Source organism: Pseudomonas sp. 05N431, assembly GCF_056397005.1.
This window is the reverse complement of the sequence record NZ_JBFTMN010000003.1, coordinates 12,539-28,865: the sequence shown is the minus strand read 5'-3', so window position 1 is coordinate 28,865 and position 16,327 is coordinate 12,539. Positions and strand designations below refer to the sequence as shown.

The following is a 16,327-nucleotide window of genomic DNA, read 5'->3' as shown; positions in this document are numbered from 1 at the left end:
CCTGCGGCAGAGACATCCGGTAATAGCCCGCCTTTGCAATTACCGCCAAATCACGCCACCCTGCGCGCCGCCGATGTGCGGCGCACAACCCTTTGCGCCGCGGACCACTCTTTACCCCCCCTTTTCAAGAGCCCGTTGTCATGACCCAAGGACGCGACCTTCGTATCGATTTCTTTCGCGGACTGGCGCTGATCTTCATTTTCTGGGATCACGTGCCGCAGAACCCCCTCGCCCATTTCACAGTGCGCAATTTCGGTTTCAGCGATGCGGCGGAAATCTTCGTGTTTCTGGCGGGCTACGCGGCGGTGCTGGCCTACGGCAAGATTGCCCAACGCGATGGTTTGCTGGTTGCGACGGTAAAAATCCTGCGCCGCGCCTGGGTGCTGTACGTGGCGCATATCTTTCTGTTGGCGGTGCTGATGGGCATCGTGTTCTTCGCCAACAGTCACGTGGAAACCCGTGACCTGGTCCAGGAAATGGGCCTGCAATACTTCCTCAGCAACCCGCAGCAGGCCTTGGTCGATGAGTTGTTGCTGCGCTTCAAACCCAACCTGATGGACCCGTTGCCGTTGTACATTCTGCTGTTGCTCGGGCTGCCGCTGATGCTGCCGATGTTGCTGCGCAAGGCCGAGTACGTGGTCGGGTTGTCGGTGGTGCTGTACATGCTGGCGCCGTGGTTTCAATGGAACCTGGCGGCCACTGACGGTGGCGTGTGGTTCTTCAATCCGATGGCCTGGCAGTTGCTGTTTATCCTCGGAGGTGCAGCGGCGATTCATGGTCAGCGCCTCGCTGTACCGGACACCCGCGCCTTGCCACATCAGCCACTGTTTGTTGCGGCAGCGACCTATCTGCTGATCACCGGACTGATCGCAGTGTCGTGGAAATGGCCGACGGTGCATGACGCGTTCATGCCCCGGATGCTTGGCGAATGGCTGTACCCGATCAGCAAGACCAACCTGTCACCGGCGCGGCTGCTGCACTTTCTGGCACTGGCTTACGTCATCGCCAAACTCTTGCCCAACAGCGGCTGGACGCAAAACTGGCTGGCGCGGCAAAGCTGCCGCATGGGCCGTTATTCGCTGGAAGTGTTTTGTCTGGGTGTGCTGCTGGCGCCGTTGGCGGACATGCTCAACTCGCTGGCCGGTGATGCGTTGCTCATGCAGATTTTCAGCGCCCTGCTGGGGGCGGGATTGATGGCGGTACTGGCCGCGTGGCTGGATTGGAACAAACGGCTGAACCGACCGGCGCAAGTGGTAGCCGCCTGAAACCAAAAAGCCCCGGTCACTCGACCGGGGCTTTTGCTTTTACAGCCTCATACGATTACGAAGCCGAGCGCACCGCACCCTGCGGGACGTTGGTCGGTTGCAACTTGAACACATAAAACAGCACCGTCAGCAGCACCAGGAATGCAGGCCCCACATAGAGCGCGACGCGGGTGTCCGGGAAGTAGGCCATCAGGCCAACCACCAGCACCAGGAACGCCAGCGCCAGGTAGGAACTCACCGGGTACAGCCACATGCGGTACTTGAGACCGGCACGTTCAGCCGGGGTCAGGCCTTTGCGGAACTTGAGCTGCGCCAGCAGGATCATCACCCAGGTCCAGATCGCACCGAAGGTCGCGATGGCAGTAACCCAGACAAAGACTTTTTCCGGCACCAGGTAGTTGAGCAACACGCCCAGCAGCAGCGCGCCAATCGACAGCAACAGGGCGCGACGCGGCACGCCGTTCGAGGTCTTGGCGAAAGCGGCCGGGGCCTGGCCGTTCTGCGCCAGGCTATAAAGCATGCGCCCGGTGCTGAAGATACCGCCGTTGCAGGACGACAGCGCGGCGGTAATCACCACGAAGTTGATGATGCCGGCAGCGGTCTTGATGCCCAGACGCTCGAAGGTCATCACAAACGGACTGCCCTGAGTGCCGATTTCGTTCCACGGGTAGATCGACAGAATCACGAACAGCGCGCCGACGTAGAACAACAGGATGCGCCAGAACACCGAGCCGATGGCATTCGGAATAGTCTTCTGCGGGTTCTTCGCTTCACCGGCCGTCAGGCCGATCATCTCGACCCCCAGGTAGGCGAACATCACCATTTGCAGGGACATCAACACACCCTGCACACCATTGGGCATGAAACCGCCATGGCTCCACAGGTTGGAAATCCCCAGCGCAACGCCGTCGTTGCCGAAGCCGAATGCGATCACACCGACACCGCCGATCACCATCGCAATGATGGTGACGATCTTGATCAGGGCGAACCAGAACTCGAACTCACCGAAGGCCTTGACCGCGATCAGGTTGATCGAACCCATGCTCACCAACGCCGCCAGCGCCCAGATCCAGCGCGGCACATCAGGGAACCAGATGCCCATGTACACCGCCACCGCGGTAATTTCCGCGACGCAGGTCACCAGCCACAGGAACCAGTAGTTCCAGCCCGTGAGGAAGCCTGCCAACGGGCCGAGATAATCTTGTGCATAACGACTGAACGAGCCGGCGACCGGGTTGTGCACCGCCATTTCGCCAAGGGCGCGCATGATCACCAGGATCGCCAGGCCACCGATGATGTAAGACAGCATGATTGCCGGGCCGGCCATTTCGATGGCCTTGGCTGAACCGAGGAACAGACCGACACCGATACAGGCGCCGAGCGCCATCAAGCGAATATGCCGTTCGCCGAGTTCGCGTTTGAGCGGGCCGCCGTGAGCGGTCTCGCCGAGGGGCTGGTGATTGCCAACGGGCATAGGGGTACAACCTCCATATTGTTATTGGATATGACCACCGAGTGTCGAAGCCCGGAGCGGTAAGCCTGAACTTCCTGAAACCGGATCCACTTCGTGGGTCGATCCGTCCTGTAGGACAAAACCTGCAAGATCAGCGGGGGCGTGCAGTATAAAAAGCTCCATGCAGGGCTTTTCACTCTATAAATGACAAGATTCAGCCAGAACTCTCGGAAAAAGCGGTCCTTGCGGAGGGGCATTACCTGGGATTCAGCCGTGAACTCGCCAGTGAAGCGGCAGCGAGTATTGCACAGCAATGGTGCAGCGTCATGCCCCTACCTAGGCCGTATTTACCGGCTTGATAGCTCTAGCCCGCACCTTTCACCCCTCACTCAATACTGAAGGTCATCCTGTGGCGAGGGGGCTTGCCCCCGCTGGGCTGCGAAGCGGCCCCAAAACCTGCATCCCCAGCTCTTCAGACACACGGTGTGTAACAGATCTACGACTGCTGCGCAGCCGAACGGGGGCAAGCCCCCTCGCCACATGAGTCCTGCTTTGTATTCAGAATATTCACGCAACAAGTAGAGCGCCGGAACCGCCAATAGAGCGCTAGCGTTAATCACAAAGATGAATTCAGGAGGCAATGGATTGCCAAGCCAACCAAACTCTCACCGCCTGCGGCTCGGTCGATATTCCGAAGCTGGACGCGCATATCTCATCACTGCAGTCATTCACAATCGCCAACCCATATTTTCCGATTGGCGGATAGGACGCCTGCTTGTCGCTGAACTGCGACGAGCTCACGACCAAGGCCAGGTAAGTTCATTGGCCTGGGTAGTAATGCCCGATCACTTTCATTGGTTACTGGAACTGCAAGATCACCAACTGAGTCACGTGGTGGGATCTACCAAGTCACGTTGCACCCTGATAGTGAACAAAACCCTGAGACGGCACGGACCACTCTGGCAAAGCGGTTACCACGACAGGGCAATACGCGACGGTGAAGACCTGCGCCCATTCGCCCGATACATCGTCGCCAACCCATTGCGGGCCGGGTTGGTGGAAAACATCGGAGACTATTCGCTCTGGGATGCAAGCTGGCTGTGAACATCCAAATCTGGAACCAAACACAGAACCCGTGGCGAGGGGGCTTGCCCCCGCTGGGCTGCAAAGCGGCCCCAAAACCGGTACCCCCATTCCTTCGGCTACACCGCATGCCCTTTACCTGCGACTGCTACGCCCGAACGCGGAACGGCCAACGAGGGCAAGCCCCCTCCCCACAGGGTCACGATCAGACGACCGTCGGAAATTCTGCATTCACAAATTTTTCACCAGTTCCAACCAGCGACTAAGCTTCAGACAAGTCCGATAAATCTGCGTGAATGGATCAATCGACTATGGGCGCTTTGTGGCAATCCGATTCGAGTAAAACTGTGGAACCAACCGATAGCGTGGAAGAAGCGCCTTCACCGAAAAAAACTCGCCGTCCTCGTTATGGTTGGCGACTGTTCTGGTTGTTGTTACTGATTATTCTGATTGCGCTCGGCTGGGCAGCCTCCAAGGAAATGCGCACCTCGAAATTGCAATCGCGCGAATTCAGCCAGTTTGCTGCATCGCTGAGTTACTCGATGCAACCGGGGCCCAGCGATTCGATTTTCTATCCGGGTGCCGGGCCTTTCGACAAGCGCCTGGGCTACAGCTCCCTGGGTGAGTTTTTGCCGCGTTTGCTCAAGCGTGGCTACATGATCTCCGCGCAAACCCGGTTCTCACCGAAACTGTTCGACTACAGCGAAAAGGGCTTCTTCGTGCCCTACGCGGAGAAAATCCAGGCTGGCCTGTCCATTACCGACTGCCGCGCCTCGCCGTTGTATCAGTACAACTATCCGCAGCAGCTGTATTCGAGCTTTGACGCAATCCCGCCACTGGTGGTGCATAGCCTGCTGTTCATCGAGAACCGCGACCTTCTCGACCCCAAACAACCCCTGGCCAACCCCGCTGTGGACTGGCCGCGTTTTGGCAAGGCGGCCTGGTCGCAAATCGCCAAACTGCTGCACCTGCCCGGTCAGACTGCCGGTGGCAGCACCCTGGCCACTCAACTGGAAAAATACCGCCACTCGCCCGATGGCCTCACGGTGTCGGGCAGCGAGAAAATCCGCCAGATGATTTCCGCCAGCGTGCGCGCTTATCAAGATGGCCCGCAAACCCTCGCGGCTCGTCAAAACATCGTGCGCGATTACCTCAACAGCGTGCCGTTGTCGGCAGTGCCTGGCCACGGTGAAGTGCATGGCATGGCCGAAGGGTTGCGCGTGTGGTACGGCGCCGACTTCAATCAGGTCAATAGAGCCCTGGCGAGTGTTGCCAGTGACCCGCTGAGTCTGTCTCAACGCGGTCTGGCCCTGCGCCAGGTACTGTCGCTGATGATCGCCCAGCGTCGGCCTTCACACTACTTGGCCAATGGCCGTGACGAACTGGCAGACCTCACCGACAGCCACATCCGCCTGCTCGCACAAAATGGGGTGATCGACGACCCGCTGTCCGCTGCCGCACTGGCCAGCAAGGTGACCTACCGCGACTGGCAACAACAGCCGACCATTCAGCCGATCGAATCCAACAAGGGCATCAGTGTGGCGCGCAGCCGACTGGCCGCCCTGCTCAATCGCCCTTTGTATGACCTCGATCGCCTCGACCTGTCGGCCACCAGCACCTTGCAGTACGACCTGCAAACCAAAGCCACCGAGTACCTCAAGCATCTGGCCGACCCGACCTATGCTGCACAACTGGGCCTGCTTGGCGAACACTTGCTGACCCCCACCAGCACGACCCAGGTGCGTTACAGCTTCACCCTGTTCGAGCGGACCCCCGATGGCTCGCGGGTGCGCGTGCAGACCGACAGCACCGATCAACCCTTCGACATCAACGAAGGCAGCAAACTGGAACTGGGCTCCACCGCCAAACTGCGGGTGTTGACCTCCTACCTGCAAATCATCTCCGAACTGCACGACCGTTATGGCGACCAGCCACCGGCCGTGCTGAAAAAAACCGCGGTCCCCGAGCAGGACGTGATCAGCCGCTGGGCCGTTGATTACCTGATCCAGAACGCTGACCGCAGCCTGCCGAAAATGCTCGATGCAGCGCTCAACCGTACGTACTCGGCCAACCCCGGCGAATCATTTTTCACTGGCGGCGGCCTGCACACCTTTCACAACTTCCGCAAGGAAGACAACGGCCGCAGCCCGACCCTGCGCGACGCCCTGCGCGAATCGATCAACCTGCCGTTCATTCGCCTGATGCGCGACCTGGTGCGCTACAGCACTTACTCGGGCCCCAACAGCAGCGGCCAGTTGCTCAGTGACGATGACAACCCACGGCGCCAGGAGTATCTGGCGCAATTCGCCGACCATGAGGGCACCGCGTTTTTACTGCGCTTCTGGAAGAAGTACCAGAAGAAGGACACCCAGGCTCGCCTCGAGACCTTCCTCGACAGCATGCACCCGACGGCGATTCGCCTGGCCGCGGTGCACCGTTACCTGTTGCCCGAGGCCAGTCAGGAAAGCTTCAACAGCTTTGTGCGCGCGCACCTGAAAACGGCCAAGAAAACCGATAAAAATATCGAAAAATCCACGGGAAAACCCAACGAAAAACTCACTGACGAACGCCTGGAGAAACTCTATAAAACCTATGGGCCGGGCGCCTTTGACCTGCCCGACCAGGGCTTCATCGCCAAGGTCCACCCACTGGACCTGTGGCTGATGGGCTACTTGCTGAACCACCCTGACGCCAAGTTCAGCCAGATCGTCAAAGCCAGTGAATTCGAGCGTCAGGAAGTCTACAGCTGGCTGTTCAAGAGCCGGCACAAGAGCGCTCGCGACAGCCGCATCCGGACCATGGTGGAGATCGAAGCCTTCCTCGACATTCACCAGCGCTGGCAGAAAGTCGGCTACCCGTTCGACCACCTGGTGCCATCACTGGCCACCGCCATCGGCAGCTCCGGCGATCGGCCAGCAGCTCTGGCAGAGCTGATCGGGACGATCCTCAACGATGGCGTGCGGATGCCGACCCTGCGCATCGACAGCCTGCATTTCGCCGCCGGTACACCGTATGAAACAACGGTGATCAATGACCCGGACAAAGGCAAACGAGTGATGCCGTCCGAAGTAGCGACGGCAATGCGCGAAGCGTTGTCACAAGTGGTAGACGCCGGTACCGCCAAACGGGTCGCCGGTACGTTCAAACTGCCAAACGGCACCCCGCTGGCCATGGGCGGCAAGACCGGCACCGGTGACAACCGCATTGAAGCCTTCGGTTCCGGGGGACGTGTTCTGAGCTCGAAATCGATCAACCGCACCGCCACGTTCGTGTTCTACATTGGCGAGAGTCACTTCGGCACCCTCACCGCCTTCGTGCCAGGCGCCTCGGCCGAATCCTTTAAATTCACCTCGGCGTTGCCGGTGCAGGTGCTCAAGGGTATGGCGCCGATTCTCACGCCTTACTTGCAACCGGGCAGCCACACAATGTGTCAGCCGGTTCAAGTATCGCAGCGGTGACGGCAGGCGACCACTTGGTCGCCATAACTTAACGTGAGCAACCACAGTCACTATTTATGTATTACTTCCATTCAAAATAATAAGCATCACACGTCACATTCCAGTCATTACCAACAACTATTCCGACTTTTTTTCCAGGCCAGGAGGATTACGCTACTGACTCACTCAACACCCAAGACAATGTTCATGGCAAACTTGCAAGACACCCAACCTACAACTTCAATCGTTTCAAATCATAACAAAGGCAATCACTATGAACTGATAAAAAACTCGGTAAGCGACACATTCAAAAATACTTCTTTCAACCGAGCACTTGCGCTGAGCGCAACGCGGGCAACGATCAAGGACTGGTATGACAATGACGGCCACGACAGGCTGAACAGCGCCAATCTGCATGCCTGGGATGCGCAAAACCAGACAGATCAACTGTTTGAAAAAATACAGGACATTTATTCGTTCGCCGAACCGCTGCTCACCTCAAAACTGAAAGAAATCCATGGAATTGACGAAGATGTAAAGTCCACTTATTTACGCCTTTACTTCCCCAAAGAAACCCCTTGGTATGTCATTAACACACAACCGGGCTACGCGAGCCGAACCGTATCCTTACTGGATGCAGCGCTGCATAACTTTGCAAGCGCCGAGGCATTTACCGCTGACTCCGACTTCATTAGCAAACCCGATGCACATGGACACTTCGATGTAAAACCAATCAAGAAAAAGATGTCCATTGAGCAATTCAAGACACTGTGCCGGGAACTGGATATCGGTGTTCGGTACAACCGATACCTCAGGCGATTTTTATTGCCGCATGACGAGGTGGCGAAAGCAGTCCTCGAGTACAAGGTCAATACCAGTCAGAAAACCGCACTCAAGGCAGCGGCGCATCTGGCATTGATGAAGAAGGACGTCACGCAAAACGCCCACGACGTCGTTCTGGGAATGATCGATGGCCAGACCGGACTCACACTGGATGGCAAAGTCATGCAGTGCTGCGAGCTCTCGATCATGGATGCCACCTTGACCGGTATCGTGCTTTTTACCGCAGTCGCACAACAAAGCCGCGGTACTGACAGGTTGATTGCGTATGTCCCCCATGACCCCGAGCATCCGCTGAAGGAATACACCTCAGGCCTTGCGTTCGTGCAAGAGCTGACGCGCCAGCTGCAGAAAAACCAACTCATCTCGTCGACCCAAGGCAACTACTGGCAGTTCTTCAGCCAGTTCGTCGATCAGCAGCAGCGCGGACATTTCTTCGCCGGTCTCGACCAGCGACTGAACATCATCGAATGGTATGAAAAAGATCCCTTCGATCAAGGCCCGTCATGGCGCTCAACCCCCGTGGACAAGCCCTACCTGGAGTTTCGTGTTTCGCCGATCACCAAGGACCTCTGGGAGCACCTTTACCAGGTAAAGATCAACAAGATCATCAATGACGCCCAAGAGATAGCCGTGCCGACGGCCAAAGCCGACAGGGAGGCACGCTGGGCGTGGTGGGACAACTTCACGAAAATGCTCTCGGACATTTTCAACGCAGCCTTATTGGTGATAACCCCCTTTGTTCCGGGTCTGGGTGAATTGATGTTGGCCTATACCGCCTATCAATTGACCACCGAAGTCATCGAAGGCGTGGTGGACCTGGCCGAAGGGCATTGGACCGAGGTGGCCGACCACGTGGTGGGGGTCGTTACCGATGTCATTCAGCTTGCCGCGTTCGGCGCTGGCACCGCGATCGGTAACGAATTTCGTCTCAAACTGTCGCCCTTGGTCGACGGCATGAAGCCGGTGCAATCGTCCGACGGCAAGACCCGGTTATGGAACCCGGATCTCAAGCCTTACGAACAACCGAATCTGCAGCTGGCCGCCACGTCGAATCCCGACGCTCTGGGTCTGCACCAGCACGCGGGCAAAAATATCTTGCCGTTGGAAGGCAAGCATTACGAGGTGAAACACGATCCAGACAGCGGCCTTCATCGCATCCAGCACCCGTCTCGTCCACAGGCTTATTCACCGCAACTGCGTCACAACGGTCAAGGGGCCTGGACCCATGAGGGAGAAAAACCGCAAGACTGGGAAGGCTCCAGGCTGATGAGGCGTCTGGGCCACACCGTGGATGGCTACACCGACACGGAGCTTGGATACCTTCGCAGTATCAGCGGCACTCCAGACGACTCGTTACGCAGGATGCACGTCGAGAACGCCGCACCGCCACCGTTGCTGGCCGATACCCTCACACGCTTCAAGACCTGGGATGAGACCAAGAATACAGTCCAGCTCATTCGTACCGGGCAACCTCTGGATCCGGCATCGTACTGGTTTGAACGAATAGCCCCGGACTTGCCGGGCTGGCCCGCCGACAAAGCCCTGAAGGTCTATGAAAATGCTGACTTGAGCGGGGCGCATCGCACCTATGGCAACGCCAATGCCCCGGATGAATCAACACTCAGCATCGGCCTTCCAGACATGATGGCCGGCAAATTTGCGGAACGTCTCGTGGACTTCCTCGATGACACAGAAATGAAGGCCTTGCTAGGCAAGGAACTCCCGAGAAGCCAGTGGGTACCTGCGAGAAACCTACCCGGGAGAACTCGAGGACAACAAACGCATTCATCAGGAAAAACTCGATCAGCTGGACGATCTGCGAACCGCCCAACAGGATTGGGTACAGGCAGCCGACATGCCCGCAGAGCAAAAAGATCTGCGCAGGCAATGTGTCATTGACGCCGGGGCGCACCGCATACGCGATGGCGTCCTGGGGCATCTCGAAACGCAGGTTGCCCAACTGGCGATCCACATAGCTGCCTGGCTGAAACGGGCCCACCCACTCGTTGTTCATCAACGGGAGATCTTTTACCGCCCCCCCACCGGGACCCGTGATACCTCCGGGCAGACTGAGCTTTGTGTGCACCCAAGTGGTATTCGACTGTCCTCTCAATCGGCAATCTGGCCCGGAAGGCTGAAACGAATCACACTGCATCATGACCTTGAATCGCGCGGATGCAGAGATATTGAACGCTTGATCACGGTAAATCCGCGCGGGCGGAATACCGCTTGCGATCCAGCGTTGCCAACCGCCCTCGGGCTCAAGGGATACCTTGTTCCCACCCGGTGGCAGGTCGACTTTAAGGGTGTGCTGCACGTCCAGGACCAGGTCCAGGGTCAGGTAGTTGTCAACTGGCCTCATCAATGGGCCGAAATCGATGTGTCCCCCTGAGCCGAGGAGGTAAGGCATCGAGCCGGTGTACTGCCCGGTCGACATGGTCAGGGGGTTGGGCGTGCGCAACTCGTAGGCGAAATCGAGCGTGGAGAACGCCATCGACGGAATCCTGTAGGCAGCCGTTTTGGTGCAGGCTGCCTCGATCGGTGCCTTCCAGAAAAACCGGAACGTGTAAGAGTTCGCTAAACCCATACCGGCGTACTGACAGGGGGGCGGAGCATAAACAAAACTACTGCCCCACAGCAGGCCATGGGCTTCGATAGGATTGGTAATGCCGACCAGACTGCTGGCCGTGTGGCTCAGGTGATATTCCGAGCCGACGCCCACCATGCGCACTTCGACGATCGCCGTATCCTGCGTATCCCTGTTGGTCACGACCAGCGGACGCCAGTTGGAAGGGACGCGCACCGACACGTTGTCGCCGGGTACCAGCGAACGCACCGACTGGAACGTCAGCGGGGCCCGGATACTGAACATGTTGTTGTCGGCGCACTGCGCGGGATAGTCCGCGCAATAACCGCTGTTCGGCGTTGTGTTGATAAACATGTTTTTACCGGGCTTGGCAGGATCGGGCTGGAAGACAGCACGGATTTCCTGATTCGCCGCCTGCGGCGCCGACATGCTCAATGCCGCAAGCAACCCCAGCCAGCCTGTAGACCTTTTCATGTGTGCAAACCGCCTGCTGATCAGTGGAAGTGTGTAACGGGCCTTCAAGCACCCGGCGCCCTGGCGTTGAACAGCAGCATCACGTTGCCGCTGTAGTCTCCCGGCCGATAACCGCCGGCGGGTTTCACCGGGTCGATTTCCAGCAGCACCCGTTTGCCCACCGCCGCGTCTTCCTTCGACACCACTTCTCGCGGCGGTACCTCAGGCCCCAGCACAACGCCATTGAAACTGACCCGCAGCCAGATATCCTCGCCCGACCGTCCGTTCGACAGGTAGGCCGGGCTATCAAGCCGCGCTTCGATGGCACTGGTGTCATGCCGCACGTCGAAATACTTGCGCAACCCACCCATGGTCGAGGTGGGGTAGTTCCATTCGAGATGCTGAGGACGGTGGATCCAGTCCGGTTCCGCGGGAATGATATAAAACGGCCGACTCGGGATCGTCAGGGACACCTCGAAGATATGTTCTTCCCGGGCCCCCCAGGTCGTGTCACTCATCAGTCCGGTGATTGCCATCAGTGCGACGACGGCGCAATGCTTGTTCATGTTCGATACCTGCTTCCATTGACGCGGTAGATCGTTAGCGGCTCGCCACCTTCAGATCTTTCTTGTTGTCGCCTTCGATCAGTTTGAATCGGTATTCGCGGCCCTTTTCCTTGTCGAACTCGAAGGTATGGCCGGCCATGACGTGGTGCTTGGTGGTGGCCCCACAGTCGGCTTCATCGCTCAGCGAACAGCTCTTGAATTCATCGACCACCAGCACCGTGTTGCCGTTGTTACGCAACACGTAACGGCCGGGCGTGTCATTGATCACCGTGTCGTAGCGGGTATTCTTGGGCCGAACGAAAAACACGGTGCCAAAACCGGTCATCACGTTGACCCCAGCCGACAGGGTCTTTTTGTAGTCATCACGTTCCTCATCGTTGACCAGGAACTCATCTTCCTTTTCCGGCACTACCGGCACGAAACGCACCCGGAAGTAACGCTCGCGGTCCCGTTCACCCAGGTACAGCAAGCGGGTGCCCTGCATGCCCTGGGCCGGGACAATCAGCCGCGCCGGGCTGGCCATGACTCCATTGCGCGACGCACCGTCGGCAGCGGTTTCGACCGGGATCTCCTGCGGCTTGCCATCCGCGCCGTAGACGATTTCCAGCACATTGACCTTGACGAACGCGGTGCTGTCGCCGCTGTTGAATACCCGTTTCAAGTAGGTACTCTTGTCGCCATCCAGATAGTCATACACGGTGCCGACATTGATTTGCGGCCCGGCGTTCGCCATCCCGCTAAACACACCCAGCAGCCACAACATAAACAGACGTGTCATCGTCTTGAACCTCATGAAAAAAATGAAAAGGGTTAACGCGCCGGATCAGATTTCGGAGTCCCAGATGATGGTGATGTTTCCACGCGCCGTTCCGGAGGCCCCAGGCCGCAGCAGGTACTCGATCGAACTGCGCGGCATTTCAAATCGCAACGTGCCGGGTTTTCGGTCCACGTACTGCGTGGGCTGATAAGGACCTATCCACAGGTTATGGGCGAGCGTTTGACCGCTACCCCCACCAGGGCCGTCGATACCGGAAGGTAAGTCGAGTTTGACTTGCACCATGGTGCTACCTCCCGGTATCGAGCCGCGCAACATGCAATCGGAACCGCCCAGTGAGTCGCACAGCATCTTGACTTTGAAGCGCGACGAGGCCGAGATGTAGAAGAGTTGGTCACGGTAAATCCGGTCGGGCTTGCGCCCGCTGTCGATCCAGCGTTGCCAGCCACCCTCGGGCTCCAACGTGACCTTGTTGCCCCCCGGCGGCAGGTCGACTTTCAAGGTGTGTTGCACATCCAGCACGAAGTCGAGGGTCAGGCTTCTGTCGTCCGGGTCCATCAATGGCCCGAAATCGAAATCCCCGCCCGAGCCGAGCGTATAGGCCAAAGAACCGGTGTAAAGCCCGGAGGACATTCCGAGGGGATTGGGGGTTCGCAGTTCGTAAGCGATATCGACGCCTTCAAACGACATGGCCGGAATGGTGTAAGCGGCCACCTTGGCACAGGCTGCTTCGACCGGAGCCTTCCAGAAAAAACGGTAGGTCTTGGGCGAGTAGGCGCCAACTCCGCTGTACTGACAGGGAGCCGGTGCATAAACCCAACTGCTGGTGGTCCACAGCTTCTGATGACCTTCAAGCGTGTCCGTCACACCCACCAGATTGGCGGCGGTATCACTCAACATGAAGTCCGAACCGATGCCGATAATGCGCACCTCGACGGTTTCCGTCTCCTGTGTATCTCTATTGGTGATCGTCAGTTGTCGCCAGTTCGCCGGCACTTTCAGTGCGATAGCTTCGCCTGCCCGTATGGTGCGAATCGAGTTGAAACGGATCGGCAGCTGGATGCTGAACATCTTGTGATCGGCGCACTGCGCCGGATAGTTCGCGCAATACCCGCTGTTCGGCGTCTGATTGACAAATTCATTCTTGTTTGGATGAGCGGGATCAGGCTGGAACAACGCCCGGATTTCCTGACTTGCCGCATGCGAGCCAAGGGGACTCAGAGTCATCGATATCCCCAACCAGAAAGCAAATCTTTTCATAGGCCTAGCCCGCCTTCTGATCGGTAATGGTTGCATCGGCAAGCGTGTCCGGCGTGCAACGCAAATCCCCGATCATCAACACGTTGTTTTCGCTGCGATGTTCTTTCTCGTTGAGACGGAACTGGCACAGCAGACGGTTATCCTGGCGCACTTCCAGGGTCGGCGAACCGGCGTTCATTTCCATCGAGAAGAAGCCGTCGACCTCGGTGACGCCACGGCTGGCGTGGTTGATCACGTGGTGGCCCTTGAGCGGCTGCCCCTGTTCGTTGACCAGCCGACCCAACACGGTCAGGGTTTTCATCACCTGGATCTTGCGGTAGTCGACCCCGCCCTTGTTCAGGTGATAGCGGGTACGCGCCGGCTCGATGGTGGCCGCCGGCACATGGTTGCCTTCGAAATCGAAACTCACCGAGCTGTTCTGGTACGCCGTGATCGGGATGAAATTGCGCCCCGGCTTCAACGCCGCGCTGCCGCCGCTGTAGTCATCGGCGCGCAGGATGATGCCGTCGATGTCCGACTCGACATCGACGATCATCCCGGCGCCACGCATTTCGTACTGGCTGGTCATGAGCATCTGCTGCCCGCCGACCACCAGCGTGCTGTCCATGTTCAAACCACCGGTGAAGTTGCCGTTGTAGGAGGAACGCTGGATGAAGCCATCGCCATTGATCGCATCGGTGCGAAAATTCGCCAGGCTCGACACACCGACGCCGTAGGTATCGGTGAGCGCGGTGACCGAGATGTTTTGCAGCACATGATCCTTGAGGTCTTTACGCCAGCCGAGCGACGCGTTGTTGTCACGACCGCCGTCACGAGCGGTGCGCGAACCGATGCTGCCGGTGATCTGCTGGCCGGGTGTGCCCAGTGCCAGGCTGAGGCTCAAATCGACCCCGCGATTACGATCATTGCCGCTGCTGAAACTGCCCGGCCGATCGAACAGCGACAGGCGCCAGTTGGCGTCGCTGCCAAACAGCACGGTGCGCTGGCTCCAACCCAGATCGACGCCGACCCCTTTGACATTGCCCTCACTGTGGGACACCCGTGCATTGAGCGAATTCTTGCTGCTCAGCCGATGGTTGAGCGCCAGCGAAGAGTTGCTGGTTTCGCCTTTGAATACATTGCGCTGACGCACCCGAGTGCCGTCCGGCAGGGTCTCGAAAATATCGGTAGTGTCCAGCCAGCTACGGTTGTGGCTGATCACCAGGCTGCCGGCGCCATAGTTGTAGAGGCTTTGCAGATCGAGGCCGGTACCGTGATCCTGCGTTTGGTAGACGTTGGCATACAGGCTGATGTGGTTGGCCAGGGTCCAGTCGATGGACGTGCCATATTGCATTTTTTCGCGAATCTGTCGCGCCGACAGCCCTAGAATCACCCGCGGATGCATCAGGTAGTTGATCGAGGCCCCGGCTGTTGGGCTACCGCTGGACTGCTGGTCCCAGTTACTCAGCAGTTTGCTTTCTTCCCCGGCAAACAGGTTGTAGCGCCAGCGCTCGTCGAGGTTACGCCAGTTGTTGGGTTTGTAGACCAGCTCCTGGGTGGTGGAGGTGATCTGGCCATCTTCGATCAGCCGCACTTCCACTTCATAAATACCGCCCGGCAATGGGCGGGTGTCGAGGGTCTGCAAACCGGCCGGCACCGACTGGGTATTGATCAACAGACCATCGCGATAGATCTCCACCGAGCCCTGGCGATTGGCCGTGACGTAGATCGGATAGACGCTGGGCATGGGGCTGTTGATGGCCAGGCTGTCGGAACTGCCATACATGACACCGACAGCCGTGTCGGGGCTGGTGCCAAACGTACGGGGTTGGCGAGTCAGTCCTTCGGAATTGGGGGTGAAATAGCCCAGGCGCAAGAAACTGCCTTGCAGTTCGCGCTGGGTGTAAAGCTCATGCACGGCTCGGTAAAGCTTGTTATCCGGGCCGCCGAGGCGGGCCAGTTGCATGTTGAAGGTCTGGCTCCAGTTGCCCAGGCTGGCGCTGGCTTCAAGGCCGAAGCGTCCGCCCAGATCCTGATCCTGGCCGCCATTGAGGTTGAGCTGGTTACGCACCATCAGGCCGCTACTGCCGCCGTCGGGCTGATCGTAGTAGCGTTTGGCTTCGACATCGCGCTCGGCGTTCTCGGTGAGGATCGAAACCAGTGAGTTTTCCAGGTTGTAATGCACCGCCAGTACCTGATCCGGGCAGGAACCGGTACAAGCCCCCAGCGCCACGCCAGGCTTGAGAAACGCGGCCCACTTCTCTTGTTCGGCGGGGCCGAAACGGTTTTCGCTGGTATCGGTGAATGCGAGCAACGTAATGCGATCGTCACGGGACAACACCACCATGGCTTCCCCCAGTGGCTGTTGATCGAGCTCCACCCTGACGGCCAACGGCACATCGAAAAAATGTTCCTCGAAATCTGCTGGCAAACCTTTGGCCTGGGCCAACAGACTTCGCGGTGTCGTACCGGCAGAAACAGGTGCCGCTGCCGCGCTGGCACAAAACAACAGCGCAAGCGCAGCCGCGATGGGTGTCATCGGGAACATGAACTCTTACTCTGATTGCGAACGGGTTGGAATCCGGCGGACAGGCCATACAGGTTGTCCGCCGGGTAACGCTACTTA

At 58.3% G+C, this 16,327-nt stretch carries 8 protein-coding genes and 1 pseudogene; 4 read left to right on the top strand and 5 right to left on the bottom strand.

Annotation, left to right across the window (positions count from 1 at the left end; genetic code table 11):
• Window positions 1–140: 140 nt before the first annotated feature.
• Entirely contained in the window at window positions 141–1,265 is a 1,125-nt protein-coding gene (locus AC1DIG_RS05610; RefSeq protein WP_477766491.1) for an OpgC family protein, read from the top strand.
• Between the two features lie 47 nt (window positions 1,266–1,312).
• Here AC1DIG_RS05610 and AC1DIG_RS05605 read toward each other — a convergent pair.
• Window positions 1,313–2,739, bottom strand: a pseudogene (locus AC1DIG_RS05605) (amino acid permease).
• A 624-nt stretch (window positions 2,740–3,363) separates the two neighbouring features.
• On the opposite strand from AC1DIG_RS05605, the gene AC1DIG_RS05600 reads away from it, so the two are divergent.
• The 3 genes from AC1DIG_RS05600 (at window position 3,364) to AC1DIG_RS05590 (ending at window position 9,980) form a co-directional block, all read left to right on the top strand.
• Window positions 3,364–3,822 (top strand): REP-associated tyrosine transposase, encoded by a 459-nt coding sequence (locus AC1DIG_RS05600; RefSeq protein ID WP_477766490.1) that lies wholly within the window; start codon window positions 3,364–3,366, stop codon window positions 3,820–3,822.
• Between the two features lie 290 nt (window positions 3,823–4,112).
• Window positions 4,113–7,259 (top strand): transglycosylase domain-containing protein, encoded by a 3,147-nt coding sequence (locus tag AC1DIG_RS05595; RefSeq protein WP_477766489.1) that lies wholly within the window; start codon window positions 4,113–4,115, stop codon window positions 7,257–7,259.
• 186 nt (window positions 7,260–7,445) lie between these two features.
• Complete coding sequence (locus AC1DIG_RS05590; protein WP_477766488.1) at window positions 7,446–9,980, top strand: dermonecrotic toxin domain-containing protein; 2,535 nt, start codon at window positions 7,446–7,448, stop codon at window positions 9,978–9,980.
• A gap of 1,206 nt (window positions 9,981–11,186) precedes the next feature.
• On the opposite strand, the gene AC1DIG_RS05585 is transcribed toward AC1DIG_RS05590, so the two are convergent.
• The 4 genes from AC1DIG_RS05585 to AC1DIG_RS05570 form a co-directional block, all read right to left on the bottom strand.
• Window positions 11,187–11,687, bottom strand: coding sequence for a CS1 type fimbrial major subunit (locus tag AC1DIG_RS05585; RefSeq protein WP_477766487.1), 501 nt, complete (start codon window positions 11,685–11,687; stop codon window positions 11,187–11,189).
• 34 nt (window positions 11,688–11,721) lie between these two features.
• Window positions 11,722–12,465, bottom strand: a complete 744-nt coding sequence (locus AC1DIG_RS05580; RefSeq protein ID WP_477766486.1) for a molecular chaperone — start codon at window positions 12,463–12,465, stop codon at window positions 11,722–11,724.
• Window positions 12,466–12,510: 45 nt separating this feature from the next.
• The gene (locus tag AC1DIG_RS05575; RefSeq protein ID WP_477766485.1) at window positions 12,511–13,638 is read right to left on the bottom strand and encodes a hypothetical protein; all 1,128 of its coding nucleotides are present in this window, start codon (window positions 13,636–13,638) and stop codon (window positions 12,511–12,513) included.
• A gap of 88 nt (window positions 13,639–13,726) precedes the next feature.
• Window positions 13,727–16,249: a CS1-pili formation C-terminal domain-containing protein gene (locus AC1DIG_RS05570; RefSeq protein WP_477766484.1), complete on the bottom strand. Its 2,523-nt coding sequence runs from the start codon at window positions 16,247–16,249 to the stop codon at window positions 13,727–13,729.
• Between the last annotated feature and the right edge of the window lie 78 nt (window positions 16,250–16,327).

Coding starts and splice junctions, on each gene's coding strand:
- AC1DIG_RS05595 (WP_477766489.1), top strand. CDS start 4,113: ATGGGCGCTTTGTGGCAATCCGATTCGAGTAAAACTGTGGAACCAACC.
- AC1DIG_RS05580 (WP_477766486.1), bottom strand. CDS start 12,465: ATGACACGTCTGTTTATGTTGTGGCTGCTGGGTGTGTTTAGCGGGATG.
- AC1DIG_RS05570 (WP_477766484.1), bottom strand. CDS start 16,249: ATGTTCCCGATGACACCCATCGCGGCTGCGCTTGCGCTGTTGTTTTGT.
- AC1DIG_RS05610 (WP_477766491.1), top strand. CDS start 141: ATGACCCAAGGACGCGACCTTCGTATCGATTTCTTTCGCGGACTGGCG.
- AC1DIG_RS05585 (WP_477766487.1), bottom strand. CDS start 11,687: ATGAACAAGCATTGCGCCGTCGTCGCACTGATGGCAATCACCGGACTG.
- AC1DIG_RS05590 (WP_477766488.1), top strand. CDS start 7,446: ATGGCAAACTTGCAAGACACCCAACCTACAACTTCAATCGTTTCAAAT.